The organism is Mycobacterium paraffinicum (assembly GCF_001907675.1).
GTDB classification, from domain to species: domain Bacteria; phylum Actinomycetota; class Actinomycetes; order Mycobacteriales; family Mycobacteriaceae; genus Mycobacterium; species Mycobacterium paraffinicum_A.
On sequence record NZ_MPNT01000043.1, the window covers coordinates 1 to 25,461 of the forward strand.

23 protein-coding genes and 1 pseudogene are annotated in these 25,461 nt (G+C 69.5%); 10 read left to right on the plus strand and 14 right to left on the minus strand.

The features are described 5' to 3' along the window. Positions 1 to 73 precede the first annotated feature (73 nt). Positions 74 to 325 (plus strand): annotated as a pseudogene (locus BRW65_RS27700) (hypothetical protein); the annotation flags it as partial. Between the two features lie 58 nt (positions 326 to 383). Here BRW65_RS27700 and BRW65_RS27705 read toward each other — a convergent pair. From BRW65_RS27705 to BRW65_RS27720, 4 genes are read right to left on the minus strand one after another with little or no spacing between them, the layout of a single operon-like run. After that, positions 384 to 1,274, minus strand: coding sequence for an alpha/beta fold hydrolase (locus BRW65_RS27705; protein WP_244168245.1), 891 nt, complete (start codon positions 1,272 to 1,274; stop codon positions 384 to 386). After that, positions 1,271 to 2,074, minus strand: coding sequence for a class I SAM-dependent methyltransferase (locus BRW65_RS27710; protein WP_073880188.1), 804 nt, complete (start codon positions 2,072 to 2,074; stop codon positions 1,271 to 1,273). Before BRW65_RS27710 ends, BRW65_RS27705 begins: the two co-directional genes overlap by 4 nt. After that, positions 2,071 to 2,895 carry a class I SAM-dependent methyltransferase gene (locus tag BRW65_RS27715; protein WP_073880190.1) on the minus strand — a complete coding sequence of 275 codons (825 nt, stop codon included), beginning with the start codon at positions 2,893 to 2,895 and terminating at the stop codon, positions 2,071 to 2,073. Before BRW65_RS27715 ends, BRW65_RS27710 begins: the two co-directional genes overlap by 4 nt. Before the next feature lie 31 nt (positions 2,896 to 2,926). After that, complete coding sequence (locus tag BRW65_RS27720; protein ID WP_073880192.1) at positions 2,927 to 4,462, minus strand: MFS transporter; 1,536 nt, start codon at positions 4,460 to 4,462, stop codon at positions 2,927 to 2,929. Positions 4,463 to 4,543: 81 nt separating this feature from the next. Here BRW65_RS27720 and BRW65_RS27725 point away from each other — a divergent pair, with 81 nt between their 5' ends. Then, entirely contained in the window at positions 4,544 to 5,185 is a 642-nt protein-coding gene (locus tag BRW65_RS27725; protein WP_073880194.1) for a winged helix-turn-helix transcriptional regulator, read from the plus strand. 41 nt (positions 5,186 to 5,226) lie between these two features. Here BRW65_RS27725 and BRW65_RS27730 read toward each other — a convergent pair whose 3' ends face one another. Genes BRW65_RS27730 through BRW65_RS27740 form a run of 3 tightly spaced genes read right to left on the minus strand, consistent with a single transcriptional unit; the run spans position 5,227 to position 7,475 of the window. Then, positions 5,227 to 5,826: a TetR/AcrR family transcriptional regulator gene (locus BRW65_RS27730; RefSeq protein WP_073880196.1), complete on the minus strand. Its 600-nt coding sequence runs from the start codon at positions 5,824 to 5,826 to the stop codon at positions 5,227 to 5,229. 12 nt (positions 5,827 to 5,838) lie between these two features. After that, entirely contained in the window at positions 5,839 to 6,669 is an 831-nt protein-coding gene (locus BRW65_RS27735) for an SDR family oxidoreductase (RefSeq protein ID WP_073880198.1), read from the minus strand. A gap of 2 nt (positions 6,670 to 6,671) precedes the next feature. Beyond that, the gene (locus BRW65_RS27740) at positions 6,672 to 7,475 is read right to left on the minus strand and encodes an SDR family NAD(P)-dependent oxidoreductase (protein WP_073880200.1); all 804 of its coding nucleotides are present in this window, start codon (positions 7,473 to 7,475) and stop codon (positions 6,672 to 6,674) included. 194 nt (positions 7,476 to 7,669) lie between these two features. Here BRW65_RS27740 and BRW65_RS27745 point away from each other — a divergent pair, with 194 nt between their 5' ends. Genes BRW65_RS27745 through guaA form a run of 4 tightly spaced genes read left to right on the plus strand, consistent with a single transcriptional unit; the run spans position 7,670 to position 12,943 of the window. Beyond that, positions 7,670 to 8,098, plus strand: coding sequence for an MmpS family transport accessory protein (locus BRW65_RS27745; RefSeq protein WP_073880202.1), 429 nt, complete (start codon positions 7,670 to 7,672; stop codon positions 8,096 to 8,098). Positions 8,099 to 8,124: 26 nt separating this feature from the next. Next, positions 8,125 to 10,935 carry an RND family transporter gene (locus tag BRW65_RS27750; protein ID WP_432206462.1) on the plus strand — a complete coding sequence of 937 codons (2,811 nt, stop codon included), beginning with the start codon at positions 8,125 to 8,127 and terminating at the stop codon, positions 10,933 to 10,935. After that, complete coding sequence (locus tag BRW65_RS27755; protein WP_073880206.1) at positions 10,932 to 11,312, plus strand: SRPBCC domain-containing protein; 381 nt, start codon at positions 10,932 to 10,934, stop codon at positions 11,310 to 11,312. Before BRW65_RS27750 ends, BRW65_RS27755 begins: the two co-directional genes overlap by 4 nt. 47 nt (positions 11,313 to 11,359) lie before the next feature. Continuing rightward, positions 11,360 to 12,943, plus strand: coding sequence for a glutamine-hydrolyzing GMP synthase (gene guaA / locus BRW65_RS27760; RefSeq protein ID WP_139273272.1), 1,584 nt, complete (start codon positions 11,360 to 11,362; stop codon positions 12,941 to 12,943). 85 nt (positions 12,944 to 13,028) lie between these two features. Here guaA and BRW65_RS27765 read toward each other — a convergent pair whose 3' ends face one another. Continuing rightward, positions 13,029 to 13,631 carry a hypothetical protein gene (locus BRW65_RS27765; protein ID WP_244168246.1) on the minus strand — a complete coding sequence of 201 codons (603 nt, stop codon included), beginning with the start codon at positions 13,629 to 13,631 and terminating at the stop codon, positions 13,029 to 13,031. A gap of 74 nt (positions 13,632 to 13,705) precedes the next feature. Here BRW65_RS27765 and BRW65_RS27770 point away from each other — a divergent pair, with 74 nt between their 5' ends. From BRW65_RS27770 to cmaA1, 3 genes are all read left to right on the plus strand, one after another. Further along, the gene (locus tag BRW65_RS27770; protein WP_073880210.1) at positions 13,706 to 14,356 is read left to right on the plus strand and encodes a hypothetical protein; all 651 of its coding nucleotides are present in this window, start codon (positions 13,706 to 13,708) and stop codon (positions 14,354 to 14,356) included. An 8-nt stretch (positions 14,357 to 14,364) separates the two neighbouring features. Further along, a complete protein-coding gene (locus BRW65_RS27775) occupies positions 14,365 to 15,927 on the plus strand; it encodes a DNA polymerase Y family protein (RefSeq protein WP_208611939.1) in 1,563 nt (520 codons plus the stop codon). Between the two features lie 128 nt (positions 15,928 to 16,055). Beyond that, positions 16,056 to 16,943 (plus strand): cyclopropane mycolic acid synthase CmaA1, encoded by an 888-nt coding sequence (gene cmaA1, locus BRW65_RS27780; protein WP_073880212.1) that lies wholly within the window; start codon positions 16,056 to 16,058, stop codon positions 16,941 to 16,943. Positions 16,944 to 17,176: 233 nt separating this feature from the next. Here cmaA1 and BRW65_RS27790 read toward each other — a convergent pair whose 3' ends face one another. From BRW65_RS27790 to BRW65_RS27805, 4 genes are all read right to left on the minus strand, one after another. Further along, the gene (locus BRW65_RS27790) at positions 17,177 to 18,199 is read right to left on the minus strand and encodes a nucleoside hydrolase (protein WP_073880216.1); all 1,023 of its coding nucleotides are present in this window, start codon (positions 18,197 to 18,199) and stop codon (positions 17,177 to 17,179) included. Between the two features lie 20 nt (positions 18,200 to 18,219). Beyond that, positions 18,220 to 18,963, minus strand: coding sequence for a 2OG-Fe dioxygenase family protein (locus BRW65_RS27795; RefSeq protein WP_073880218.1), 744 nt, complete (start codon positions 18,961 to 18,963; stop codon positions 18,220 to 18,222). Positions 18,964 to 19,005: 42 nt separating this feature from the next. After that, a complete protein-coding gene (locus BRW65_RS27800; RefSeq protein WP_073880220.1) occupies positions 19,006 to 21,021 on the minus strand; it encodes an SDR family oxidoreductase in 2,016 nt (671 codons plus the stop codon). Between the two features lie 183 nt (positions 21,022 to 21,204). Continuing rightward, a complete protein-coding gene (locus tag BRW65_RS27805) occupies positions 21,205 to 21,918 on the minus strand; it encodes a histidine phosphatase family protein (protein ID WP_073880222.1) in 714 nt (237 codons plus the stop codon). Positions 21,919 to 22,001: 83 nt separating this feature from the next. Between BRW65_RS27805 and BRW65_RS27810 the strand changes: the two genes are divergently transcribed. Continuing rightward, complete coding sequence (locus tag BRW65_RS27810) at positions 22,002 to 22,874, plus strand: MaoC family dehydratase (RefSeq protein ID WP_073880256.1); 873 nt, start codon at positions 22,002 to 22,004, stop codon at positions 22,872 to 22,874. Here the strand turns inward: BRW65_RS27810 and otsB are convergent. Together otsB and BRW65_RS27820 are read right to left on the minus strand one after the other, a co-directional pair. Beyond that, on the minus strand, positions 22,871 to 23,998 hold the full coding sequence (gene otsB, locus BRW65_RS27815; protein ID WP_073880224.1) for a trehalose-phosphatase: 1,128 nt from the start codon (positions 23,996 to 23,998) through the stop codon (positions 22,871 to 22,873). The two genes, BRW65_RS27810 and otsB, sit on opposite strands and share 4 nt — an antisense overlap. A gap of 41 nt (positions 23,999 to 24,039) precedes the next feature. Continuing rightward, a complete protein-coding gene (locus BRW65_RS27820) occupies positions 24,040 to 25,383 on the minus strand; it encodes a wax ester/triacylglycerol synthase domain-containing protein (RefSeq protein WP_073880258.1) in 1,344 nt (447 codons plus the stop codon). Between the last annotated feature and the right edge of the window lie 78 nt (positions 25,384 to 25,461).

Here is a 25,461-nt window from a genome sequence, read left to right on the forward strand (position 1 = left end):
GTGTCGTCGGTGGCCCGGCACCTACCTATCTCGGGGTAACCGGACGGCTGCCAGGAGGGTATATTAGGAACTTGTCACCAACCTGGTGCTGGTCTGCCCGTATCACCACCGGGCGCATCACCGCGGCCTGATCACCATCACCGGACCCGCCGACGATCTCGTCGTCACCGACGACTCCGGTCGACCATTGAGCCCCCGATCACTGGCCCATCCCCCCAACGATCCCCCGCCCACCGTCCCACCATGGCCCGGGCCCCTCGGCGAACGCGCCGACTGGTGGTGGTACGACCCCTTCCAACCCCAGCCACCACCCAACACCAACTAGGTTGGGGCGTAGGGGTTTTCGTTCGCCGCAGCCACCCAAGTTGGTCCGCGTTACCAGCTCATGGCCGCCGTGCGCGCCGGATGATGCGCACCACCTCGGCGGGGCGCTCCAGGGCCGAGAAGTGACCCGCGCCGCTCACCGTGACGGCCCGGGCACCCAGCAGGCGGGCTACTTGGTCGCGCTCCGCGGGGCGCGACCAGTCGTGCTCGCTGTAGACCAGCGTGACCGGCGTCTTCACCTGCGGGTAGCGGCTTTTCGCGTCGATGAGGCCGGGGAGGACGCGCATGATGGCCCGATTGACTCTGGGGTAGCCGCGACGGCGGCCGCTGCGACGGAGTTCGACGAGGAGATCCTTCGGCAACGCGCCGTCGTCGGCCAAACCGCCCCGCAGCACGCCGCGCAGGATAAGGCGATTCTCGAGCGCGGCGAAGACCGGTCCGGATCCGGGCAGGCGGACGCCCGTCCCGATCACGCGGGCGAACCAGTTGCCGCGCTCGAGGCCGCCGGGGTAGTCGTAGGGGTTGAACGCGATCACGTTGCTCACCCGGTCCGTCAGTTCGATCGAGGACAGCAGCGCCAGAGCGCCGCCCATTGACTCGCCCGCTAGCGTGACGTCGCGGAGGTCCAGAGTCCTGACGAATTCGACGACGGCGCCGCGTAATTCGGGCTCTCCGTACCGGGCGCCGGGCACGACGTCGGACCAGCCCATGCCGGGCAGGTCCAGCGCGTACACGGTGAAGTCATCCCACAGCGCCGGCACCACCCGCTGGAAGTAGTCCAGCTGCGTGCGGACGGTGTGCAGCAGGACGAGCGGTGGGCCGGTTCCCGCCGTGAAGTAGCGCAATCGGGAGCCGTCCGACCGCCGGAGGAACCTGACTTCGCCGCGGCCCCGGCTCCACGCCAGCGTGTAGCGCTGCTGCGGAGTACCGTTGAGCGACAGAGTATTCACCGTTCGCACACCGCCTGGATGGCGCGCAGGCGGCCGTCGGCCAGGGCCCGGGTCAGGTTTTCGGCCTTGCGGTCGAAGTCGGTGACGAAGGCGTGCAGGCCCAGCGGGCCGGCGGGCTGGGCCAGGATGACCTGCATGAGCGCGGCCGCCGGGTCGGTGAGGTCGTTCCACGCCGTGACGGCGAAACCCGCGGACTCGATCGCGGCGCGCAGCCCGTCGGGCGTCGTCAGGTGGCTGCGCGCGGGTTCGTCGGCCCAGGGCAGCGGATAGATGAGCTCGCCGCCGTCGCCGATCGTGAGGTCCCACAGGGCGAGTCGCCCGCCGTCCTTGAGAACTCGATGCGCCTCGGAGTACAGGCGCGCCTTGTCGGCCACGTTCATCTGGACGTGCTGGCTGATGGCGACATCGAAAGTGCCGTCGCCGAATGGCAGTGCCGTGACGTCGGCCTGACGAACCGCTATTAGCCCGTCGAGGCCGACCAGGCGGTTGAGCCAGCGGTTCGTTTCGCAGTATTCGTCGGTGAGGTCCACCGCGCAGACTCGGCAGCCGAAGCGGTCGGCCACGTAGCGGGCGGTGCCGCCGACCCCGCTGCCGGCGTCGAGGACGTCGCTGTGGCCGGTGATCCCCGCCAGGTCCACCAGCTGGCCGGTGGCGATGCGGCCCATGGTGTGGAAGTCCTCCAGCATCGCCAGGTCGGCGGGCGCCAGGTGGTCGAGGTCCATCCCGGCGGTGCGCAGCGCACGCTCGATGTTGTTGCGCGACAGGCCGGTCGAGTACTGGGCCTGGATTGTGTCGTTCATTTCCGTACCTCGGCCCATGCGGTGATCATCGGCGCCATCAAGATGAGGGCGTCGGCCGCGAGCGCTTCGCGTCGGAATCGCGGGACGAATTCGTCGATGTCGTCGAGCCCGTCGGTGACCAGGCCCGCCTGTTGTGCGACGGGCAGGACCAACCGCCACACCTCGGCGGCGTAGGCCAGGATGTCGGTGTCGGCGGCGGTCCCGATCGGAGCGCCGAGGGTCAGCCGCGGCGCGCCCAGGCCGGCGTCGCCGAAGACCGCGTGCAGCGTGGTGCCGAACCGGGCGGACAGGCCCATGGCCTCGAAGGAGCGGACGATCCCGTCGGTGACCCGCCCGAACAGCGGCATGTCGGGGATGCTGCGCGTCGCGGCGATGTCGTTCTCGGAAAACGCGATCACGCCGCCGGGCCGCACCAGGGAGCTGAGGCGCCGCAGCGTGGCGGCAGGGTCCGGCAGGTGCATCAGGATCAGCCGGCCGATCACCGCGTCGACCGGTTCGTCCAGGGCGATCGCGTCGATCACGCCCTGTGTGAAACGTACGGTGGACAAGCCTTTTTCGGCGGCGCGGGCGCGGGCCAGCTCGACCATCGCGGGCGCGGCGTCGACGCCGAGGACGCTCCCGGTAGGGCCGACCAGCCGGGCGGCGACGAACGATACGTCGCCGGGGCCGCTGCCGATGTCGAGCACCCGCATGCCCGGCCGCAGCCCGGCGAGCCGCAGCGCGTGCTCGGTGTAGCCATCATAGAGCCGCCCCTGCAGGAGCAGCCGCTGCACCTCGGCGTCGGCGTGCCCGAGGACATAGCTGCTTTCAGTTGTACTCATTGGTTTCGCGCCTTTCTGTGTGTGGGAGTTCTTAGGCCTTGGCCAGTTCGGGAGACGGCGTCACGTGCCGCGCGCGTGCCGGCAGGAGCCAGGCCACGACGATCGCGGTGCCCAGCGCGATGCCCGCGCACACCAGGGAGCTCACCCGCAGCCCGTCGAGGAAGGCGCGATCGACGACGGCACGGACCGGGCCCGCCTGTTGGATAGGCAGCCGCCCGATCACGCTGTGTGCCAACGCCATCGAGCGCCGCATCGACTCGACCGGCAATCCGGTCAACGCGGCCGCCCCGAGATGTCCGGAGTACACCGAGGCGAACACGCTGCCCGCGATGGCGACCCCGAGCGTGCCGCCGAGTTCGCGCGTCGTGTCGTTGACGGCCGACCCGACGCCGGCCTTGTCGACCGACAGCGATCCCATGATGGCCTCGGTGGCCGGCGAAACGGTCAGGCCGAGCCCTCCGCCGAGCAGCAGCATCTGGCCGGCGATCTGGTAGTAGGGCGTGGCGCCGTCGGCCGTGGACGCCCAGGCCAGTCCGGCAGCGAACACGGTCAGGCCGCCGGCGACGACGGCCGTCGTGCCGATTCGTTCCACCAGCCGGGGCCCCAGGATGCTGGCCAGCGCGATGGAGGCGGCGACCGGAAGCAGGCGCACGCCGGCCTGAAACGCGCTGTAGTCCTTGATGAATTGGAAGTACTGGGTGATCACGAAGATAAACCCGAACAACGTCAGGAAGCCGGCGGTCACCGCCAGGCTGCCGCCGGAGAACCGGCGGTTACCGAACACCGAGACGTCCAGCATCGGATGGGTGGTCCGCCGCTCCCACAGCGCGAACCCGGCGAGGAGCGTTGCCGCAAGGGCAAATCCGGTCGCGGTCCGACCATTGGTCCATCCCCAGCTGGGCGCCTGGATGACCGTGTAGACCATGGCCGTGATCCCGGCGGCGGACACCACCAGCCCGGGGACGTCGACGCGCGGTGCGGCCGGGTCCCGCGAGGTAGGGACGAAGAGAAAGCCACCGACGATGGCCACAGCGGCCACGGGGATGTTGACCATGAAAATCGAGCCCCACCAGAAGTGTTCGAGCAGCCAGCCGCCGCTGATCGGTCCGACGGCCACCCCGACGCCAACCATCGCCGCCCACAGCCCGATCGCTTTGGCGCGCGCGGCCGTGTCGGTGAAGATGTTGGTGATCAGTCCGAGCGTGGTCGGGAAGATCACCGCCGCGCCTATGCCCATGGCGGCTCGGGCGGCGATCAGGGCGTCGGCCGAATTGGCCTGCGCCGCGACCGCGGAGGTGAGCGCGAACAGCGCGAGCCCGGAGTTGAGCCACCCCCGCCGGCCGTAACGGTCGGACAGGCTGCCCGCCGAGAGCAGCAGGCCGGACATCACCAGCGTGTAGGCGTCGACGATCCACTGCAGCTGGGCGGTGTCGGCGCCGAGTTCCCGCGACAACGTGGGCAGCGCGACGTTGACGATGGTGGCATCGACGCTGATGACGAACACGCCGAGGCAGATGACGGCGAGTGCGGCAATCGGTCGGTTCCGGAGGAGGGGTTCGGTGCTCATTGACAAGACGCTAAAGCTGCTAGACAAATAAATCAAGTGGGAGCTTGAAAAAGATGTCCGTATCCCGGTAACCTTTGTGTCGTGGCGTCCCGCAGGGTTTACAACCAGAACTGCCCGATCGCCCGCGGCCTCGACGTCGTGGGCGAGCGGTGGACGCTGCTGATCCTGCGTGAGCTGGTGGGCGGCGCCCGCCGCTACGGCGACCTGCGCGACGCGTTGCCCGGCATCGCGACCAACCTCCTGGCCGAGCGCCTCAAGGAGCTGCAGGAGGCCGGGCTCGTCGACCGCGCCGACCTGCCCGCGCCGATCGGGCGCACCGTCTACACCCTCAGCGAACTGGGATGGCAGCGGGTGCTGCCGATCCTGCAGAGCATCGCGTGGTTCGGGCTGGACCGGCTCGACCCGATCGGGGATGGGCCGGCGACGCCGCTGAACGGCTTCCTGGCCGGAATTCTGTTGGGTTTCAACTCGGCCCGCGCGGCCGGCTTGGAGGTGACCTGCCGCGCCGAGATCGACGGCCGCCGATTCGAGTTCGCGATAACGCGGGGGCGGCTGACCGCCGCTCGCGGCGAGCCTTCGGTGACTCTCACCGCCGGCGCGGCGGATCTGGTGAACGCCCGGTTGGGGCCGACCGAAGCCAAGCGCAAGGCGGCGCTGCGGCGCGTCAACTTCGAAGGCGATCCGCAGACCGTCAGCGCGGTGCGGCAGGCGTTCGGGTTGTAGGGCTCAGTCGTCGAGCAGGGCGTCGATCCACGCCCGGCGGCTCACACCTGCAGTGCGGCTATCCACTTTTCGAGGCGGCGAGCTTGGTGGGCCATCACCTCGGGCTGCGCCAGGGCGTTGGTGAGGACGGCGCTGCCCTCGTAAGCGATGACGAGTTCGAGAGCCAAGTCGCGGGCGTCGCGGCGGCCCATCGCCCGGAACTGCTGCTCGGTCCAGTCGAGCAGGGTTTGCATGATAGGAGCGGTCAAGGCCGGCGATTGCCCCGGCTGGTTGGCGAGCTCCGCGCACAGGGTTCCGAGCGGGCAGCCGTGGTCTGCGATCATGTCGCGGGACTCCGCCAGCATTGCCACGAGGGCCTTGAGCCGGGCCTTGGGAGTGCCGTGCCGGCGCTGCAGGGCGGCGGTGGCGGAACGGATTTCCTCGGTGCGCGCCTCGGCGACGGCGGCCACGATGTCGTCTTTGGTCTTGAAGTAGTAATACACGTTGCCCAGGGGCACCTCGGCCGCCTCGGCGATGTGGGCGAGCGTGGTGCCGGCGATCCCCTGGCGATAGAACAGGTCGCATGCGGCGGCGATCAACCGCTCCCGCTTGCCGGGGGGCTTCGGCGGGGCGGCTGCGTCAGCGTCGATTGAGTCAGCCATATCACTCACGGACTATAGACCGCACGCTTCCATGCTCAGGTTCCACAGCAGACCCCGGTTCTCCGGGGTGTTGTGCGCCGTCCTGATCTTCTTCGGCCGGGCGTTCGTGAAGTACTGCCCGGAGAGCTGTGCCGCGTCGGGTGAGTCGGCGAGGAACACCGACGTGGTGGCGCCCTTGTCCGGGGACCGCGAAAAGGGCAGCGCGGCATAGGACACCGCGCGCAACACCCCCTGCGCGCCGCGCATCATCGGCGTTCTGACGATGCCGGGGTGCACGGCGTTCGCGGTGACGCGTGTCGGCGCAAGCCGTTGCGCGAGCTCGGTGGTGAACAGCAACACGCATAGCTTGGATGCGGCATAGGCGCCGATGGTCGAGAACCGGCGTTCGCCTTGCAAATTGCCCGGGTCGAACGTACCGGCGCGGTACACGCTCGAGCTCAGGTTGACGATCCTGCCCTGCGGGCTCTCTTCCAATGCCCCGAGCAGCAATTGGGTGAGATAGAACTGCGCGAGATAGTTGACCTGAAACGTCGTCTCGTGGCCGTCCTCGGTCAGGATGCGGTGCGGCATGACGACGCCGGCGTTGTTGATCAGAACGTCCAGCCGCGGGTAGCGCGCCACGAACGCCTCGGCCAGCCGGCGCAGCTGTGCGAGCGACGTGAGGTCGGCGACGAGGTAGCCGACATCCCGGTTACCCGTGGACGCAACGATTTCGGATGCGACATCCGCGGCCTTGCCCTCGTTGCGCGCGGCCAGCACGATCGTGTGGCCGTTGCGTGCCAGCGCGGTCGCGGTGACCTTCCCGATGCCGTCGGTGGCGCCGGTGATGAGGCAGATGTTCATGGCTACGCGGTGGTGGTCGTGACGCGGCTCGGTCGCGACAACATCCGCGACATCATCGAGCGGGTGACCGCCGCCGGCACCAGCGCGGCGGTCAGCCGGTTGAGGCGGCCGGGTACGCAGCGAACGCGGTTGCGCTGCAGCGCGCGCAGCGCTTCGCGCGCGCAAACATCCGGTGCCATGGGCGGTATCGGCATCCGGTCGGGATCCAGGCCCAATTCGGCGATTGCGGGCGTGCGGGTGGGCCCCGGGTAGAGCACCGTGACATGCACTCCGCGCTTGGCCAGCTCGCCGTGCAGACCGACGCCGAGGCTTGCCGCGTAGGCCTTGGTCGCCGCGGTGTGGGCCAGGTACGGCACGCCGTGTATCGCCCCCAGGGCCGAGACGAGCACGATGCCGCCGCGGCCGCGCCGCGCCAGCCGCTCACCGAAGTGATGCGTGAGGTCCAGGTGTGCGGCCGTGTTGAGCCGCAGAATCGCCCGCTGCATCAGCAGATCGGAGTCCAGGAACGGCCCCGGAAGCGCCGCGCCGGCGTTGGACACCAACAGGCCGACGTCTATGTCCTTGGTGGCCTCGATGATTGGAGTCAGCGCGCCCGGGTCGGACAGGTCGACGCCGACGGCGCGATAGGCGACGCCGTAACGATCGGCAATCGCCGCGCCCAGCTCCTGCAGCGCCGCCAGCCGCCGCGCGACCAGCACCACGTTGATGCCCGCATCGGCGAGTTGGCGAACGAACTCCTGCCCAATCCCCGACGACGCCCCGGTCACCACCGCCCAGGGGCCGAATCGATGTGTGTTGATACCCATGGTCGCTGCGATCCTTTCCGGTAATCCAGTTAGTTGCACAACTTACTCCGAATGCCGGAAGTTGGGCAAGCCTTTTCGGAACCGCCATATTTCGGCCGATCAGCTGATAGTTCGTGATTGTGCGGCGAACCCGGCAGCGCTACTATGTTAGTTATCTGACTTAGAATCGTTTCGAGCGGAGACCGAGGGCGAGGATGATTGTCGTCAAACGCATGTGGATTCCGCTGCTGGTCCTGGTGGTGGTCGCCCTGTCGGCCTTCGCCGTCTACCGCCTGCATGGGGTCTTCGGCGCCTGGGGCGCCGCGTTCGCGGACGGGCGTCGAGCAGATGACATCAAGCCCTTCAACCCCAAGCGCGTGACCCTGGAAGTGTTCGGGCCGACCGGAAGCGCGGCCGATATCAACTATCTCGACGTCGATGCCGCGCCCCAGCGAGCCGACGCCATGCGGCTGCCGTGGACGTACAGCGCGGCCACGACGGCCCCGGCCGTGAGCGTCAACGTCGTCGCGCAGGGCGACGACGCGAGCATCGGCTGCCGAATCACCGTGAACGGTGACGTCAAGGTCCAGCGCACCGTGTCGGGGATCCACCCGCAAACCTTCTGCCTGGTGAAGTCCGCGTGATCGCGCGAACGGTGCGCCGCCTTTCGGTGCCCATTTTGCTCTTCTGGCTCGCGCTGGCAGCGGTCACCAACATCGTTGTCCCGCAACTGGAAGCGGTCGGAGAGGCGCACGCGGTGTCGATGAGCCCCGACGCCGCCCCGGCGGTCCAGGCCATGAAGCGCATCGGCCAGGTGTTCAACGAATTCGACACCGACAGCGCGGTCATGGTCGTCCTCGAAGGCCAAACCCCGTTGGGTGATGCCGCGCACCGGTTCTACGACGACCTGGTGGGCGAGCTCGTCAAGGACCACAAACACGTCCAGCACGTTCAGGACTTCTGGGGCGATCCGCTCACGGCGGCCGGCTCCCAAAGTTCCGACGGTAAAGCCGCCTACGTCCAGGTTTTCCTCGCCGGCCGCCAGGGTGAGACGCTGGCCAATGAGTCCGTCGACGCCGTGCGCCGCATCGTGTCAAACGTGCATGCGCCCAACGGCATCAGGGCCTACGTGGCAGGCCCCGCGGCAGTGACCACCGATGAACTCCAATTCGGCAACAAGAGCGCCCGCAAGGTGATGGGCGTGACCGTCGGGGTCATCGTCCTCATGCTGCTGATCGTGTACCGCTCGCTGGCCACCGTGCTGCTGACGTTGCTGATGGTCGCTATCGAACTGCCCGCCGCGCAAGGGGTGATCGCGTTCCTCGGAGACCACGGCGTCCTTGGGCTCTCGACCTTCGCGGTGCAAATCCTTCCCATACTCGCGATCGCGGCGGGGACCGATTACGCGATCTTCGTCGTGGGCCGGTACCAGGAGGCCCGTCAGGCCGGCGAGGACCGGGAAGCGGCCTACTACACCATGTTCGGAGGCAGCGCCCACGTCGTCCTCGGGTCGGGCCTGACGATCGCCGGCGCGATGTTCTGCCTCAGCTTCACCAGGCTGCCCTATTTTCAAACCCTGGGCGCGCCGTGCGCCATCGGGATGTTGACGATGGTCGCGGGCGCGCTCACGCTCGGTCCGGCCATCATCACGCTCGGTGGTCGATTCGGCCTGTTGGACCCCAGGCGGAAAATCAAGACACGCGGGTGGCGGCGGATGGGCACCGCCGTCGTCCGATGGCCCGCACCGATATTGGCCGCCGCGACCGCGACCGCCCTTGTCGGACTGCTGGCGCTGCCGTCCTTCACGACGAGCTACAACGACCGCAAGTACCTGCCGCCGACCACACCGTCCAACATGGGCTACGCCGCCGCCGACCGGCACTTCTCGCCCGCGCGGCTCAATCCCGACCTGATGCTGGTCCAGGCCGGCCACGACATGCGCAATCCCGCCGACATGCTCGTCCTGGACAGGGTGGCCAAGGGCATCTTTCAAGCCGACGGGGTCGCGCGGGTCCAGTCCATCACCAGGCCGCTGGGCGCCCCGATCACGCACACCTCCATTCCGTTTCAGATCAGCATCCAGGGCACCACGCTGACCGAGAACATGAAGTACCTGCATGACCGCATGGCCGACATGCGCGCCGTCGCCGATCAAATGACCGGCGTCGTCGACACCATGCGACGCATGCTCGCGCTGATGCGTCAGCTCGCCGGCGCCACCCACGACATCGCGGGCGAAACGAGAGAGATCGTCGCCGACACCTCCGAAGTGCGGGACCGCATCGCCGATTTCGACGACTTCTTCCGGCCGCTGCGCGGCTACCTGCATTGGGAGCGGCACTGTTTCGACATTCCCATCTGCTGGGCGCTGCGGTCGGCATTCGACGCCCTCGACGGCGTCGACAAGCTCACCGACGAGCTGGGCGGTCTGGTCAAGGAGACCGACCGACTGGACAGCCTGATGCCGCAACTCATTTCACTGCTGCCACCGATCATCGACGCCACGACGACCATGCGCGACATGACGCTGACGATGTACAGCACGTTTACCGGCCTGCTGGATCAAATGGACGTCGCGCAGCAAGGCGCCTCCGCGATGGGACAAGCCTTCGACGCCGCAAGGAACGACGACTCGTTCTACCTGCCGCCGGAGGTCTTCGACAACCCGGACTTCAAGCGGGGCCTGGCGATGTTCCTCTCGCCCGACGGAAAGGCCGCCCGCTTCGTGATCACCCGCGACGGGGATCCCGCCACCCCCCAGGGGGTCTCGCAAGTGGAGGCGATCCGAAAGGCCGCGCTGAAGGCCGTCAAGGGAACCCCGTTGGAGGACGCCAGGATCTACCTGGGTGGTACCGCTGCGACGTACAACGACATGAGTCACGCGGCCGAATACGACCTGTTGATCGCGGCGACGGCGGCCGCCTGCCTGATCTTCGTCATCATGCTGGTCATCACCGGGAGCCCGATCGCCGCCCTGGTCATCATCGGCACGGTGGTGCTGTCGCTGGGCGCGTCGTTCGGCCTGTCGGTGCTGGTGTGGCAGGACATCCTCGGTATTCCGTTGCACTGGCTGGTCATAGCGATGGCCGTCATCATCCTGCTGGCCGTCGGATCGGACTACAACCTGCTACTGGTGTCCCGGTTCAAAGAGGAAATCGGCGCCGGCATCAAAACGGGCATCATCCGCGCGATGGGCGGAACGGGGGCCGTGGTGACCTCCGCCGGCCTGGTTTTCGCGTTCACCATGTCTTCCTTCGTGTTCAGCGATCTACGGATCATCGGCCAGTTCGGCACCACCGTCGGCATCGGATTGCTTTTCGACACGCTGGTCGTTCGGTCGCTGATGACCCCGTCGATTGCCGCCCTGCTGGGCCGCTGGTTCTGGTGGCCCCGACGAGTGGGCGCTCGGCCCCATGTGCAGAGATCCCAAGTGCGCGAGGCCCTTCCGGCACGGACCAGCGCAGAGAGCCGACGAGCATGATTTTCCGTGGCGCCACGACTCAAACGCTGTCCGACTCGATACGCATCGCCGCACCGCCCGAAGAAGTGTGGGAGCTGATCACGACGGCGGCCAGCATCGCGGAGTGGTATGACACCTGGGAGGCGGTCGACGCCGCCGATCACGAACGACTCCGGGTGGGCACGTCGTTTCGGCTGAGGCGTCACGGTCGCGGCCGGGACAACACCGCACTGTGCCGCGTGACCTCGTTGGAACCGCCCCGGCGGTTGTGTTGGGTGCAGTACGGGCCGCGCCAACCCACCTTGTCAGTCGAGTTCGATCTGATGCCCGAGACCGACGGGGGTGCCGGCACACTCCTGAGGCACACCAGGAGCTGGATCGAGCCCATGGCCCCCTGATGTGCTCGGCAGAAGGGGTGTTACCCGCTACTACTAGACTCACTGCCGTGACCGAACCTGCTGACGTCGACGGGCATGCGGCACCCACTCGACCGGTGCTCGTCGTCGACTTCGGCGCGCAGTATGCGCAGCTGATCGCCCGGCGCGTCCGGGAGGCGCGGGTCTTCTCCGAGGTCATCCCGCACACGGCGTCGATCGACGAGATCAAGGCCAGGCGGCCGTCGGCGCTGGTGCTGTCCGGGGGGCCGTCCAGCGTCTACGAAGAGGGTGCCCCGCAGCTCGATCCCGCGGTGTTCGACCTCGGTGTGCCGGTGTTTGGCATCTGCTACGGATTCCAGGCCATGGCGCAGGCCCTGGGCGGGACGGTCGCCCACACCGGCACCAGCGAGTACGGCCGCACCGAACTGAAAGTGGTTGGCGGTGAACTGCATTCGGGGCTGCCCAGCGTCCAGCCGGTCTGGATGAGCCACGGTGACGCGGTCACGGCCGCGCCGGAGGGCTTCGACGTGGTCGCCAGCAGCGCGGGCGCGACGGTGGCCGCCTTCGAGAACCGGGGCCGCCGGCTGGCCGGGGTGCAGTACCACCCCGAGGTCATGCACACCCCGCACGGGCAGCAGGTGCTCAGCCGGTTCCTGCACGACTTCGCCGGGCTGGGCGCGGAGTGGACGCCCGCCAACATCGCCAGCTCGCTGGTCGAGCAGGTGCGCGAACAGATCGGCGACGGGCATGCGATCTGCGGGTTGTCCGGCGGGGTGGACTCGGCGGTGGCGGCCGCACTGGTGCAGCGCGCCATCGGTGACCGGTTGACCTGCGTCTTCGTCGACCACGGGCTCCTTCGCGCCGGCGAGCGCGCGCAGGTCCAGCGCGACTTCGTGGCCGCCACCGGTGCCAACCTGGTCACCGTCGACGCCGCGGAAACCTTCCTGCGGGCGCTGTCGGGGGTGACCAACCCGGAGGGCAAGCGCAAGATCATCGGCCGCCAGTTCATCCGGGCCTTCGAGGGGGCGGTGCGAGACATCCTCAGCGACACCGGGTCTGAGGTCGAGTTCCTGGTGCAGGGCACGCTGTACCCCGACGTGGTGGAATCCGGCGGGGGCAGCGGGACCGCCAACATCAAGAGCCATCACAACGTCGGCGGCCTGCCCGACGACCTGAAGTTCCGGCTCGTCGAGCCACTGCGGCTGCTGTTCAAGGACGAGGTCCGCGCCGTCGGGCGTGAGCTGGGCCTGCCGGAGGATATCGTTGCCCGCCAACCCTTTCCGGGGCCCGGTCTGGGCATCCGGATCGTCGGCGAGGTCACCGCGGCGCGGTTGGAGACCCTGCGGCGCGCCGACTCGATCGCGCGCGAGGAACTCACCGCCGCCGGCCTGGACAACCTGATCTGGCAGTGTCCGGTGGTGCTATTGGCCGAGGTCCGCTCGGTCGGTGTGCAGGGCGACAACCGGACCTACGGGCATCCGATCGTACTGCGGCCGGTGTCCAGCGAGGACGCCATGACCGCCGACTGGACCCGGGTGCCCTACGAGGTGCTGGAGCGCATCTCGACCCGCATCACCAACGAGGTGGCCGAGGTCAACCGCGTGGTGCTGGACATCACCAGCAAACCGCCGGGCACCATCGAGTGGGAGTAAGGTCGCGTCGCTTTCTGCGGCCGAACGTGCGGCCAGCCGCACACTCGAGGCCGAACGTGCGGCCAGCCGCACACTCGCGGCTGGGCTACTCCACGAATTCGCTTCTGCCGTAGGCGATGGTGGCCGCCTCCCAGTTCCCGCCGGCCTCGCCGACGAGTCGGCGGGCGACGTCTCGATCGTCGTTTCCGGCGACCAGGATCAGGGTGTGGTCGGTGGTGGTGACGGATCCGCCCCGGATGCGGTCACGGGCGACCGGGTCGGCCGCCAGCGCGTCGCTGAAGCGAGCGATGTCGACATCGGGCACGGCGATGATCATCGCGTCTTGGTCCGGCGCGCGCTCGTAGTCGAAGGCCAGCACCGCTTCCTGGTTGAACTGGCGGCGCAGCGCCTCGGCGGCGGTGTGCAACGAGCCGTCGGCGCCGCACAGGTGAAATTCCCGCGAGCGCTCCCGGGTGTTCCGGTGCAGCGCGCTCGACCAGTACACCCCGTCGAGCGGGGTCGATCCCGTCACCGTCGCGCCGCTTGACGCGATCGTCGCGGCGGCCTGCGCCTCGAACAGCGGATCGGTGTTGTCGGTGGCGAACAGCTCCGCCGGTCGGCAGGGCGCGGCGGCGCCCGGCGCGGGAAAAGTGCAGCAAAAAAGCACCATCAGCCACACCAGCACCGAGCGCATAAAGCAGCCTCTCACGTTTCTTGACGGTTGTCGGAGGGTGGGTGTTTACTCCGGAATGTATCGAACATATATTCGAACAGGGGGCGGTCATGACCGCGGCTTTGGCCTCCGATAACCGTGCTGAGCAGCTGGAATCTCTGCGCAGGCGGATGGCTGTGATGTCTGGGCGAGCCCCCGCCGAAGGCCTGCTGCCGGAATCGGAGGCCCAGCTGGCGCTGCCGCGCTGGCTGGCGGAGTCGCTGCCGGCGCCCCTGCCGCGCGGGACGGTGGCGGTCCTGTCGGGCGCGCGGTCGCTGTTGTTGAGCATGGTGGCCGCGGTGACGGCGGCCGGGGGGAACGTGGCCATCGTCGGCCAGCCGGACATCGGGCTGCTGGCCGCCGCCGAGATGGGGGCGGATCTGAGCCGGGTCGCGGTGATCCCGGATCCCGGCACCGACCCGGTGGAGGTGGCCGCGGTGCTCGTCGACGGCATGGATCTGGTGGTCCTCGGCCTGGGCGGGCGCCGGGTGCCGCAGACCCGGGCGCGCGCGGTGGTGGCGCGGGCCCGCAACAAGGGGTGCACCGTGCTGGTCACCGACGGTGACTGGCAGGGGGCGCCCACCCGGCTGGAGGCCCGGGTCTGCGGCTATGAGCTCACTGCCGGAGGCCGCCCCGGATTCGGCCGGATCGGCCGGGTGCGGCTGCAGGTCAGCGGGGTCTGTGCGGGACGGCGGGTGGCCGCCCGGGCGCGAGCCGGATGAATTCTCCAATGGCATCCCGGGTGCTGGCCATCTGGTGCATGGACTGGCCGGCGGTCGCGGCGGCCGTGGCCGCGGGCCTGTCCGCGACCGCCCCCGTGGCGGTCACGTTGGCCAATCGGGTGATCGCCTGCTCGGCGGCCGCCCGCGCGGCGGGGGTGCGGCGGGGGCTGCGGCGCCGGGAGGCGGCGGCCCGCTGCCCGCAGCTGCACGTCACCACCGCCGACGCGGACCGCGACGCCCGTTTCTTCGAGTCGGTCATCGCGGCGGTGGACGACCTGGTGCCGCGCGCCGAGGTGCTGCGGCCCGGGCTCTTGGTGCTGGCAGTGCGCGGGGCGGCCCGCTATTTCGGTTCCGAGGCCGACGCCGCCGAGCGGCTGACCGACGCGGTCGCCGCGGCCGGCGCCGAGTGCCAGGTCGGGATCGCCGACCGGTTGTCCACCGCGGTCTTCGCCGCGCGGGCGGGCCGGATCGTCCCGCCGGGCGGTGACGCGAAGTTCCTGTCCGTGCTGTCGATCCGCCAACTCGCCACCGAACCCAGCCTGTGTGGCCCGGGGCGGGAAGAACTGACGGACCTGTTGTGGCGCATGGGGATTCGCACTATCGGGCAGTTCGCCGCGCTGTCGGCGACCGACGTGGCGTCCCGGTTCGGCGCCGACGGGATGGCCGCGCACCGGTTGGCCCGCGGTGAACCCGAGCGGGGACCGTCCGGGCGCGAGCCCCCGGAGGAGCTGGAGGCCGTGCTGGACTGCGACCCGCCGATCGACCGGGTCGACGCCGCGGCCTTCGCCGGGCGCTCGCTGGCCGCCGCGCTGCATCGGACGCTGATGGGCGCCGGGGTGGGCTGCACCCGACTGGCCATTCACGCCGTCACCGCCAACGGCGAAGAGCTGCACCGGGTGTGGCGGTGCGCCGAGCCGTTGACCGAGGACGCCACCGCCGACCGGGTGCGCTGGCAACTGGACGGCTGGCTGAGCAGCCGGACCGCGCGCAACCCCCGCCCGACGGCGGCGGTGACGCTGCTGCGGCTGCAGGCGGTCGAGGTGGTGTCGGCCGAGGCGCTGCAGCTGCCGCTGTGGGGCGGCCTCGGCGAGGAGGACCGGCTGCGGGCCCGCCGGGCGCTGGTGCGGGTGCAGGGCCTGCTCGGCCCGGAGGCGGTGCGGGTGCCGGTGCTGTCCGGCGGACGCGGACCGGCCGAACGCATCACGTTGACCCCGTTGGGCGACGAACCGGTGCCGCGGGCCGACCCGAGTCTGCCGTGGCCCGGGCGGCTGCCCGAGCCGTCACCGGCGGTGTTGCTGGACGACCCGGTGGAATTGCTTGACGGCCAAGGGAATCCGGTGCGGGTGACCGGCCGGGGGCTGTTCTCCGCCGACCCGGCGTGGCTGACGGTGCACGGCCGGGACGAGCGGCTGGACTGGTGGGCCGGGCCGTGGCCGGTCGACGAGCGGTGGTGGGATCCCGACGTGGGAAGGGGCCGCACCGCCCGGGCCCAGGTCTTGCTGGAAAGCGAGCGGGCGTTTCTGCTGTGCTACCGCCAGCGGCGCTGGTATCTGGAAGGCAGCTACGAGTGACGGCGTCATCCGGACCTTGGCGCCACTGCGGCGGCACGCCGCAGCGTCATCCGTTCGGTATCGACGCCTAGCTGAACGGGAGACTTCACTGTTTTCGGGGCGCTCAAATCGCCGACTAGGCTGTCACGATGCCTACCACGTCGGAGCCCCCCGAGGGGACTGATTTGACGCCGCACTTCGACGATGTGCAGGCGCACTACGACCTGTCGGACGAATTCTTCCGGCTATTCCTCGACCCGACCCAGACGTACAGCTGCGCCTATTTCGAGCGCGACGACATGACGCTGGAAGAGGCGCAGATCGCCAAGATCGACCTCGCCCTAGGCAAACTTGGGCTGCAACCGGGCATGACGTTGCTCGACATCGGCTGCGGTTGGGGAGCCACGATGATGCGAGCTCTGGAAAAGTACGACGTCAACGTCGTCGGCCTAACCCTGAGCCGCAACCAGGCCAATCACGTCGAGAAGCTGATCGCCCAATCCGATAGCCCGCGTTCCGCGAGGATCCTGCTGCAGGGGTGGGAGCAGTTCGACGAGCCCGTCGACCGGATCGTCAGCATCGGCGCTTTCGAGCACTTCGGACACGAGCGCTACGACGCGTTCTTCACCCTGGCGCATGACCTGCTGCCCGACGACGGGGTCATGCTGCTGCATACCATCACCGGGTTACATCCGACGGAGATGGTCGAACGCGGCATGTCCCTTTCGTTCACGTTCGCTCGATTCGTCAAATTCATTGTCACCGAGATCTTCCCGGGTGGCCGGCTGCCCTCGATACCGATGGTGCAAGAACGCGCCACCGCGAATGGCTTCACGGTAAGTCGCGTCCAGTCGCTCCAGCCGCACTACGCGAAGACGCTCGACATCTGGTCTGCAGCACTGCAAGCCCACAAGGACCAAGCCATCGCGCTGCAATCGGAGGAAGTTTACGAACGGTACGTGAAATACCTGACCGGCTGCGCCGAGATGTTCCGTATCGGATACGTCGACGTCAATCAATTCACGTTGCAGAAATGACTTCCACGGCACGCCGGACACGGGGCGGCGCTTGACCCCGCGGTACCAACGACTCGCGCCCTAGGCCGGTCCGCCACGGCCAGGCCGAGCGACGTCACGGAGTGCACCCTATCGACCCACACGCCGGCCGTCAGCACCTCCGAGCCGGGATTGACGCCCAACAGCAGCGCCCGGACCAGGGCGGTCAGCAGCACGACACCCCACGCGCGCGACGTCGGTGAGGCGAATCGTCATCAGGTATTGGGCAACCGGCGCGCGAAGGTCCCAACCCGTTCGATGAACCGGTCGAAGAAGGCGGGCGCGTCCACGTCAATCCCGATGAGCGCGTTGGGTTCTCGGCGCCCCGACCAGTCGGTCACCGTCATGGCGCGGGTCAGCGTCCCCGTCAGCTCGATGTCCACCGTTGCGGGCCGGGTGGTGACGAGCCCCGGGTCGAGCGCCGCGGCGGCGGCCAGCGGATCGTGCAGGTGCGCCTGGAAGCCGTGGCCGATGTCGTGGTAGGCCTCCAGATAGAACCGCATCGCATCCTCGATGACCCGGATCAATGGGTTGGACGCGGTCGACCGTGTGCCGGGCTCGTCGCCGGCGTTCATCGGCGTCGCCGTCGACCCGGCCGCGTCCGCCAGCCTGGCGAGGTGCTCCGGGGTCATCGCCACCTTGCGGGTCAGGTCCAGCCCGCACAGGATCGGAAGCCGTTGCGGCGCAACGGTTGCCCAGCCGTCCAGGACCTCGGCGGCGGCCTCGGGGTCGACGCTGATGTTCCATTCGGCCACCGCGGTGGTGTTGCCGCGGTGATCGTAGGAACCGCCCATGACGACCAGCCGGCGCAGCAGCGTCGGCAGCGCCGGCTCGGCGTGCAGGGCGAGCGCCAGATTGGTCAGCGGGCCGGTGGCCACTCCGATGAGCTCGCCGGGATGGGCGTGAGCGGCGCGCACCCACGCGGTCGCCGAGTCGTGCTCGGTGAGCCGGCGATCGGTGGGCGGCAGGTCGGCATAGCCCAATCCGCGGGGGCCGTGGACCTTCGAGGGCAGCCGCATCGGCCCGGTGAGGGTCTCCTCGGAGCCCTTGGAGACCGGCACGCCGGTGCGGCCGCACAGCTTGAGCAGGCCCAGGTTGTTCTCGCAAACCTGCTGCACCGCAACGTTTCCCCCGGTGGAGGCGATGCCGACCACGTCGGCGTCCGGGCTGGCGAACAGGTACATCAGCGCCAGCGCGTCGTCGACGCCGGTGTCGACGTCGACGAATACGGGCCTCACCGCGGCAACGATACCGTCGCTTAGGGCCAAGCCGAGGCGAAGGTGACCACCAGGACGTCGCGCTGGGCCGGGCCCGAGCCGTCGATCGGCCGGATCGGGGAGACGCCGTGCAGGGTGCGGCGGTCGTCGCCCAGCATCAGCGTGCCGGGTTCGCTCAGCGTCGTCGCCAGCAGCTGCCTGCCGTCCAGGTCACACACCGTGCTCTCGCCGCCGATGGCGTTGCGCCGCCCGACCAGCAGCGAGCTGACCAAGGTGACGCCATCGCGGTGCATGCCCTCGGGTGTGGGGCGGCCGCCGTCGCCGGACAACGAGCGGACCCGGAACGGATGCACCTTGACGTTCCAGTCCGCCACGTCGTCCAGCGCCGCCGCCACCCGGGCGAGCAGGTCGATGAGCCTGCACAGCAAGGGATCCCGGGCGAACGCGTCGGTCAGCGGCTCGAAGTCGCGGTCCTTGCCGATGTAGAGCGGGTTCGAGTCCTCGGGCTGCACGAACGTGCTCTTGGGCACCGGGCGCAGCGCGCCGTCGCGAAAGGAGTACTGGCCGTACCGGCGCAGCCGCTGCACCCCCAACGCCGCCGCGTACGGGTCGGGTCCCAGCCGCTGCCAGTGCCGGGCGAATCGGGTCCACTCCTCGCGGCCCGCGCCCAGGCTTCGCGTCACGTCGAGAGAGGACATCACCGCGGCGCCTCGAGTCGCGACCAGGTGGGCGGCGGCGGCCACCGGGTCGGCGTCCGCCCGCTTCTCGGAAAGCGTCCGGGTCATCGGGCCGGAATACCGCAATCGGGTGCGGCTGAAACGCCCGGCCTACCAGTGCACCCCGGGCACCCGGCGCACCAACCGTTTGACAGCTCGCGGCGTCCGGATGCCGCCGGTGACGGCGCGGACGGGCCGCCTCGGCTTGCGCCGTGGCGGGGGAGCCGCGGCCGGCTCGGTGGGCAGTCCGCGGGCGGCGGCCGAGTCGGGGTAACCGAGGTAGAGCTGGTGCAGGATCCGCCGGGACGTCCGCGGCGCGAAGTAGTTGCCGACCTCGGCGAGCGTGCCCAGCGGGGTGTCGATGCGGGCCGGCTTCTCGACCAGGCCGCGCACGACCATGGCGGCCGCGCGCTCCGGGCTGATCGCGGGGACCGGGTTGAGCCGGTGCGACGGCGCGATCATCGGCGTACAGACCAGCGGCATATGGATATTGGTGAACGTGATGTGGTCCGACAGCGTCTCGGAGCCGACGACGTCGGCGAACGCGTCCAGCGCCGCCTTGGTGGGCAGGTACGAGCTGTACTTGGGGTTGCGTGCCTGCACGCCGGCGCTGGAGACGTTGACCACGTGACCGAAGCGGCGCTCGCGCCAGTGCGGCAGCAGCGCCAGCACCATCCGCACGGCGCCGAAGTAATTGACCGCCATGACCCGCTCGTAGTCGTGCAGCCGGTCGGTCGAGTTGACCACCGAGCGGCGGATCGACCGGCCGGCGTTGTTCACCAGGTAGTCGACGTGGTCGAAGCGGCCCAGGATGTCCTTGATGGTGTGCTCGACGGAGGTGGAGTCGGTGACGTCGCAGGTGAAGGCGTGGGCGTCACCGCCGGCCGCGCGGATCTCGGCGACCAGCTGATCCAGCGCGTCGGCGTTGCGGGCCAGGGCGAACACCGTTGCGCCCCTTTCGGCGACGGCGATGGCCGCCGCGCGGCCGATGCCGCTGGACGCACCGGTGATGATGACGTGGCGGCCGTGCAGCGGCCCGTGCGGGTCGTCGCGGCGCGCCCGGTCCGGGTCGAGGTGCTCGGCCCAGTACCGCCACAGCCTGGCCGCGTAGCTGGAGAACTCGGGTACCTCGATGCCCGTGCCGCGCAGCGCTTTTTGGGTCTGGTCGCTGATAAAGGTGGGTTTGAGGTCGACGAGGTCGAAAACCTCGGCCGGGATCCCGAGCTGGGTGGCCGCCATGTTGCGCAGCACCCTGGCCCGCCCGCGCACCTTCAGCACCGGGGCGGCGACGGAGCCGGGCAGCGATCCACGCGCCGGCGGGAGACCCGCCGCCTTGGCGACGCCGCGGTAAATGCCGCGCAGCCCAATGGTTTTCGGGGCGGTGAGGTGGAAGGTGCGGCCGTCCAGGCCCTCGACGTGCATGAGTGCGGTGAGCGCGTCGACGACGTAGTCGACCGGCACGATGTTGGTGCGCCCGGTGTCGGGCAGCAGGATCGGCGTCAGCCTGGGCAGCACCGCCAGCTTGGCCAGCACGCCGAAGAAGTAGTACGGGCCGTCGACCTTGTCCATCTCGCCGGTGCGCGAGTCGCCCACCACCACCGCCGGACGGTAGATCCGATAGCGCAGTCCGGGCGCCGACCGCACCAGCAGCTCGGCCTCGAACTTGGTCTGGTGGTACGGGGTCGGCAACGGCTGGCCGACGTCGAAGTCGTCCTCGGTGTACTCGCCCGGGAAATCCCCCGCCACGGCGATCGAGGACACGTGGTGCAGCGTCGCGCCGAGCCGCCGCGCCAGCTCAATGACGGCGCGGGTGCCTTCGACGTTGGTGGCCCGCTGCTCGGCGTCGACGGCGGTGATGTCGTAGATGGCCGCGCAGTGCACGACGTGGTCCACCCGACCATCCGAGCTGCCCAGTTCGGCGAGGGTCTCGTCGGTCAGGTCCAGCGCCGGCAGCTCGCCGACCAGGGGTTTGGCCCGCTCACCCCAATCGGCCGCGAGCCGTTCGAAATGGCCCAGCGACTGCCGCCGGACCAGCACCCATACCCGCGCATCGGGCTGGGTGTCCAGCAGCCGGGCGACGACGCGGCGACCAATAAACCCGGTACCGCCGGTAACGACATACTGCATGCAGCCATCGTGGTGGCTGGCGGCAGCCGCGTCAACCCAGTGGTGATCGCAAGCGCGGCGTGAGCCGGGCGCGGCGGGTCGCCACCATCAACCCAGTGGTGATCGCAAGGGCGGCGTGAGCCGGGCGCGGCGGGTCGCCACCATCAACCCAGTGGTGATCGCAAGGGCAAACGAACGCGCTGCTCAGCTGTGGAAGTCGCGAATGCCGTCCCAGTCGACCAGGGTCCAGCCGTTCATCGGGTTGCCGGTGATCACGACGCGCCCGGTGTTGGGCAACGGGTGGCTGGTCAGCAGCGAGTCCTTGGCGTTCTTCGCGTTCATCAGCGTCCAGTACTCGATGGCGAACTTGTGCGAGAACACCACCGGGTTGTGCTGGCCGCTGTTGTAGACCTTGTTGATGGCCGAGGTGAACTGTTCGTTGAACTCCTTGCCGCTGACCGACCCGGGGATGCTGTTCTGCACATCGCCCCTGAGCCAGTCCGCCGGCGCCAGCAGGTATGTCGCGTTCTCCTCGGCAATGGGTTTGCCCTCGAACCAGCCCGCGTTGATCTCCTGGATGCCCTGCAACACCTGGACTTGCTTACCCAGCTCCGCCGCCAGCGGCGCGGCGGTCTGCTGCGTCCGGACCATGGTGGAGGCGTAGATGCCGTCGTAGTCCTTGTGGCCCGCCTGGTGGGCGACCTGTTGCGCCTGCCCCTGGCCCTCGGGGGTCAGGCCGGGGCCCGGCACCGAGGTATCGATGATCCCGCTGGCGTTGGATTCCGACTGGGCGTGCCGGATGAAGGTCACCGTGATGCTGCGCGCCTGCGGCGATCCGCCGCAGGCACCGACGATTACTACCGCGGTGAGCGCCGCGACTGCCTTCGAGACATTCCGGACCAAGCTGCGCTTCGGCATGCCGATAGCCTGCCCTGCCGACGGCGTCGGTGGGAAGGGTTTGCGATGGTTAAGTGGAGAAAATACTCGCGAAGGAGACTCAGATGGCGATTGACCCGAGTGCCGTCGGCGCGGTGACCGAACCGATGCTGTTCGAGTGGACCGACAGGGACACCTTGCTCTACGCGCTCGGCGTCGGCGCCGGCCTCGAGGACCTGTCGTTCACCACCGAGAACAGTCACGGCATCGAGCAGCAGGTGCTGCCCACCTACGCGGTGATCTGCTGCCCGGCCTTCGGGGCGGCCGGCAAGGTCGGAACGTTCAACTGGGCCATGCTGTTACACGGCTCGCAGGAAATCCGGCTGCACGCGCCGCTGCCTCCCGCGGGGAAGCTGTCGGTGGTGACCGAGGTGGCCGACATCCAGGACAAGGGCGAGGGCAAGAACGCGATCCTGGTGTTGCGCGGCCGGGGCACCGATCCGGATTCGGAGAAGCTGATCGCCGAGACGCTCACCACCCTGGTGATCCGCGGCGAGGGCGGGTTCGGCGGCGTGCCGGGCCAGCGCCCGGTGGCCCCCGAGATTCCCGACCGCGAGCCCGACGCCCGGGTCGCGCTGCCCACCCGGGAGGACCAGGCACTGATCTACCGGCTCTCCGGTGACCGCAACCCGCTGCACAGCGACCCGTGGTTCGCTCGCGAACTGGCCGGGTTCCCCAAGCCGATCCTGCACGGGCTGTGCAGTTACGGGGTGGCGGGCCGCGCGCTGGTCGCCGAGCTCGGCGGCGGGATCGCGGCCAACGTCACCTCGATCGCGTCGCGGTTCACCTCGCCGGTTTTTCCCGGCGAGACGCTGACGACGCTGATCTGGCGCACCGAGCCGGGCAAGGCGGTGTTCCGCACCGAGGCCTCGGGCGCCGAGGGCGCCGGCACGCGGGTGGTGCTCGACGACGGCGCCGTGGAATACGTCCAGAACTAGGACGACAGCCGGCGCGCCAGGCGGGCGGTGAACTCGCTGGCCTGCGCGGGGCTGTCGAGCGCGAACTGCGCCGCGGTGGCGCGGTCGCCGTCGTCGCTGTGCCGCACCAGGATTGGCACGCCACCGTCGCGGACTGCGTCGAACGCGTCCTCGTCGGTGATGTCGTCGCCGAGATAGACCGGCGTCCGCGGGCCGGACTCCGCCCCGGTCAGGTGATCGAGCACCCAGCGCAGCGTTTTGCCCTTGTCCCAGTCCAGGTCCGGGCGCAGCTCGATGACCTCACGGCCGGTGGTCACCCGCAGGCCGTCGCGGCGGCCCGCCGCGCGCACCGCGGCCGCCACCTCGCCGACGCGGTCGCGCCCGGCGTTGCGGTAATGCACGGCGACCCCAAAGCGCTTGTGCTCCACCACCACCCCCGGGATGGAGCCGAGCCGCTCGCGCAGCTCGCCGGCCGCGGTCTGAAGCACCGGGATGGCCGCGGCGGCTCCGTCATTCTGGTGGTGCGTGCCGTCGGGCGCGGTCAATTCGAACCCGTGGCTGCCGGCATACCAGATCCCGGGAACGCCAACACGTTTCGTTACATCGGCCAGGTCGCGGCCCGAGAGCACCGCCACCGGGCAGCTGGCCGCCAGCTGCCGCAGCGCGTCGGTGGCGCCGTCGACCGGGACGGCCGCGTCCGGGTCGTTGACGATGTCGGACAGCGTGCCGTCGAAGTCGAAGAACACCGCGGGCCGCCGCGCGGCCAGGTCGTCGAGGGCCGTGAGCGCGTCGGGCAGCTGCGACATCCGGCGGTCCCCGGTGCGCACGGCGACCTCGTCCGGGTCGGCGACCACCGCGTCGGCGCCGGCGTCTCGCAGGGCGTCGCCACGCCCCGCGTCGACGCCGATGACAAGTGCGAATCCGCCGGCGCGCGCGGCCGCGACACCCGCTTCGTCGGCGGTGACGACCGCGCACCGACCGGGCCGGACCTGCAGCCGGCGGGACGCCTGCAGCGGGTCGTCGCCGTAGACGGCGGTGCCCACCCCGACCTCACGCAGCTTGCCCTGCAGGGCCGGCTCCGGCTCGTGAAACAGCACCGCGTCATGGCGGCGCGGGTCGATGACGACCGATCCCGACTGTGGCACGACCCCACCTTCTCACGGTGGTCGGCCGGCCGGGGAGTGGGTCAGTGCCGCGCTTGGCCCGGCGCGGGCGGGCGGGCGCCCGGCGTGCGGCCGTGCGACGCGCGCCGCGCCGGCTTGCGGCGCCGATCGCCGAAGAACAACACCGAATCCTGACTGAGCGCCACGAGCCGCGCCATGCCCAGTTCGATGCCGGCGGCCAGTTGCTTGACGTCGAACGCGGCCCCGGGTTCGGCGGTGATGCCGAATACCAGTTCGTCGCCGTAGCTCAGCACGGCGACTCCAGTGCTCAACTGGACGGCGGTCGGGGGGATGGGCAGCAGGCGCTCCATCGTCTTTCCCATCAGGCGCAGCCGGTGCCGGGGCCCGGGCACGTTGGTGGTCAGCGCGACGATGGCGCGCTGCGGGATCCGCGATAGCAGCGCGATGACGCCGTCCCGCACGACCGTCGGCAGGGAATTGAGCGCCGACTCAACGATGCCGGATTGCGCTGCGCCCGTAGCCTTCTCGCTCCATCGGGTCTGTACGGTCCGCAAGCGCTGGACCGGGTCGTCGTGCTCGACCGGCAGGTACGGTGACCGGACCGGCGTCGGCGCCAGGGCGGGCAGCGAGTCCGCCCGCGGCTCCTCGCCGCGGCCGAGCAGCACCGTCCGGAAGCCCTCGGTGGCGGCGGCCAGCGCGACGTCGTTGACGGTGACCCCGAACCTGCGGCAGACGCGGTCGACGTCGGCGATCGGGACCCGCACCGTGGCATAACGCCGCGGTGTGGCGGTGCGGTCGGGTGCCTGCAGCGCGGGCCAGACCGCGCCGACGACGGCGCCGGTCGCGGTCCAGGACGCCCGCCACAATGCATCGGCCCAGCCGGGTCGGCGCGCCGGGGGCGTCGAAACCGGTTTGGCCGCAGGGATATTGGCGAAAGCGGTGTCGTCGGCATCGTCGCAAAGCCTGGTGAGCAGGTGCGCGGGCGAGTTGCCGTCCAGCAGGCTGGGATGGGTCTTCATCAAGATGGCCCACCGGTTGCCCTTGAGTCCCTCGATCACCCAGCACTCCCACGGTGGGCGGTCCGGGCTCAGGGGTCGCTCGAGGGCGTGGGCGATGCCCCGGGACAGCTCGATGTCGTCACCGGGGCGGGCGATCACCATCCGGCGGACATGCTGGGTGAGGTCGAATTCCGGGCAGTCGACCCAGCCGGCGTGCGTCGGGTGCGCCCGCAGCAATTGCGTGCAGCGCGGTATCGATCGAATGCGTTCCGCCAGAAGGGCTTCGAGGCGCCGGCGGTCGGGTGCGCCGCCCTCGACGATGGCGACCGCGCCGATCGCCAGTCCGGTGTGCTGGTCGGGGTCGTGAGTTTTCAGGAATGCCGCATCCAGTGCCCTCACCTGCGCCATGCTCCACCCCGCCGTCATTTTCTGCCCTAATACAGTGTCTGCCGATCCCTGTGCGCGCGGTAGGCCCGCAGCGTTAAG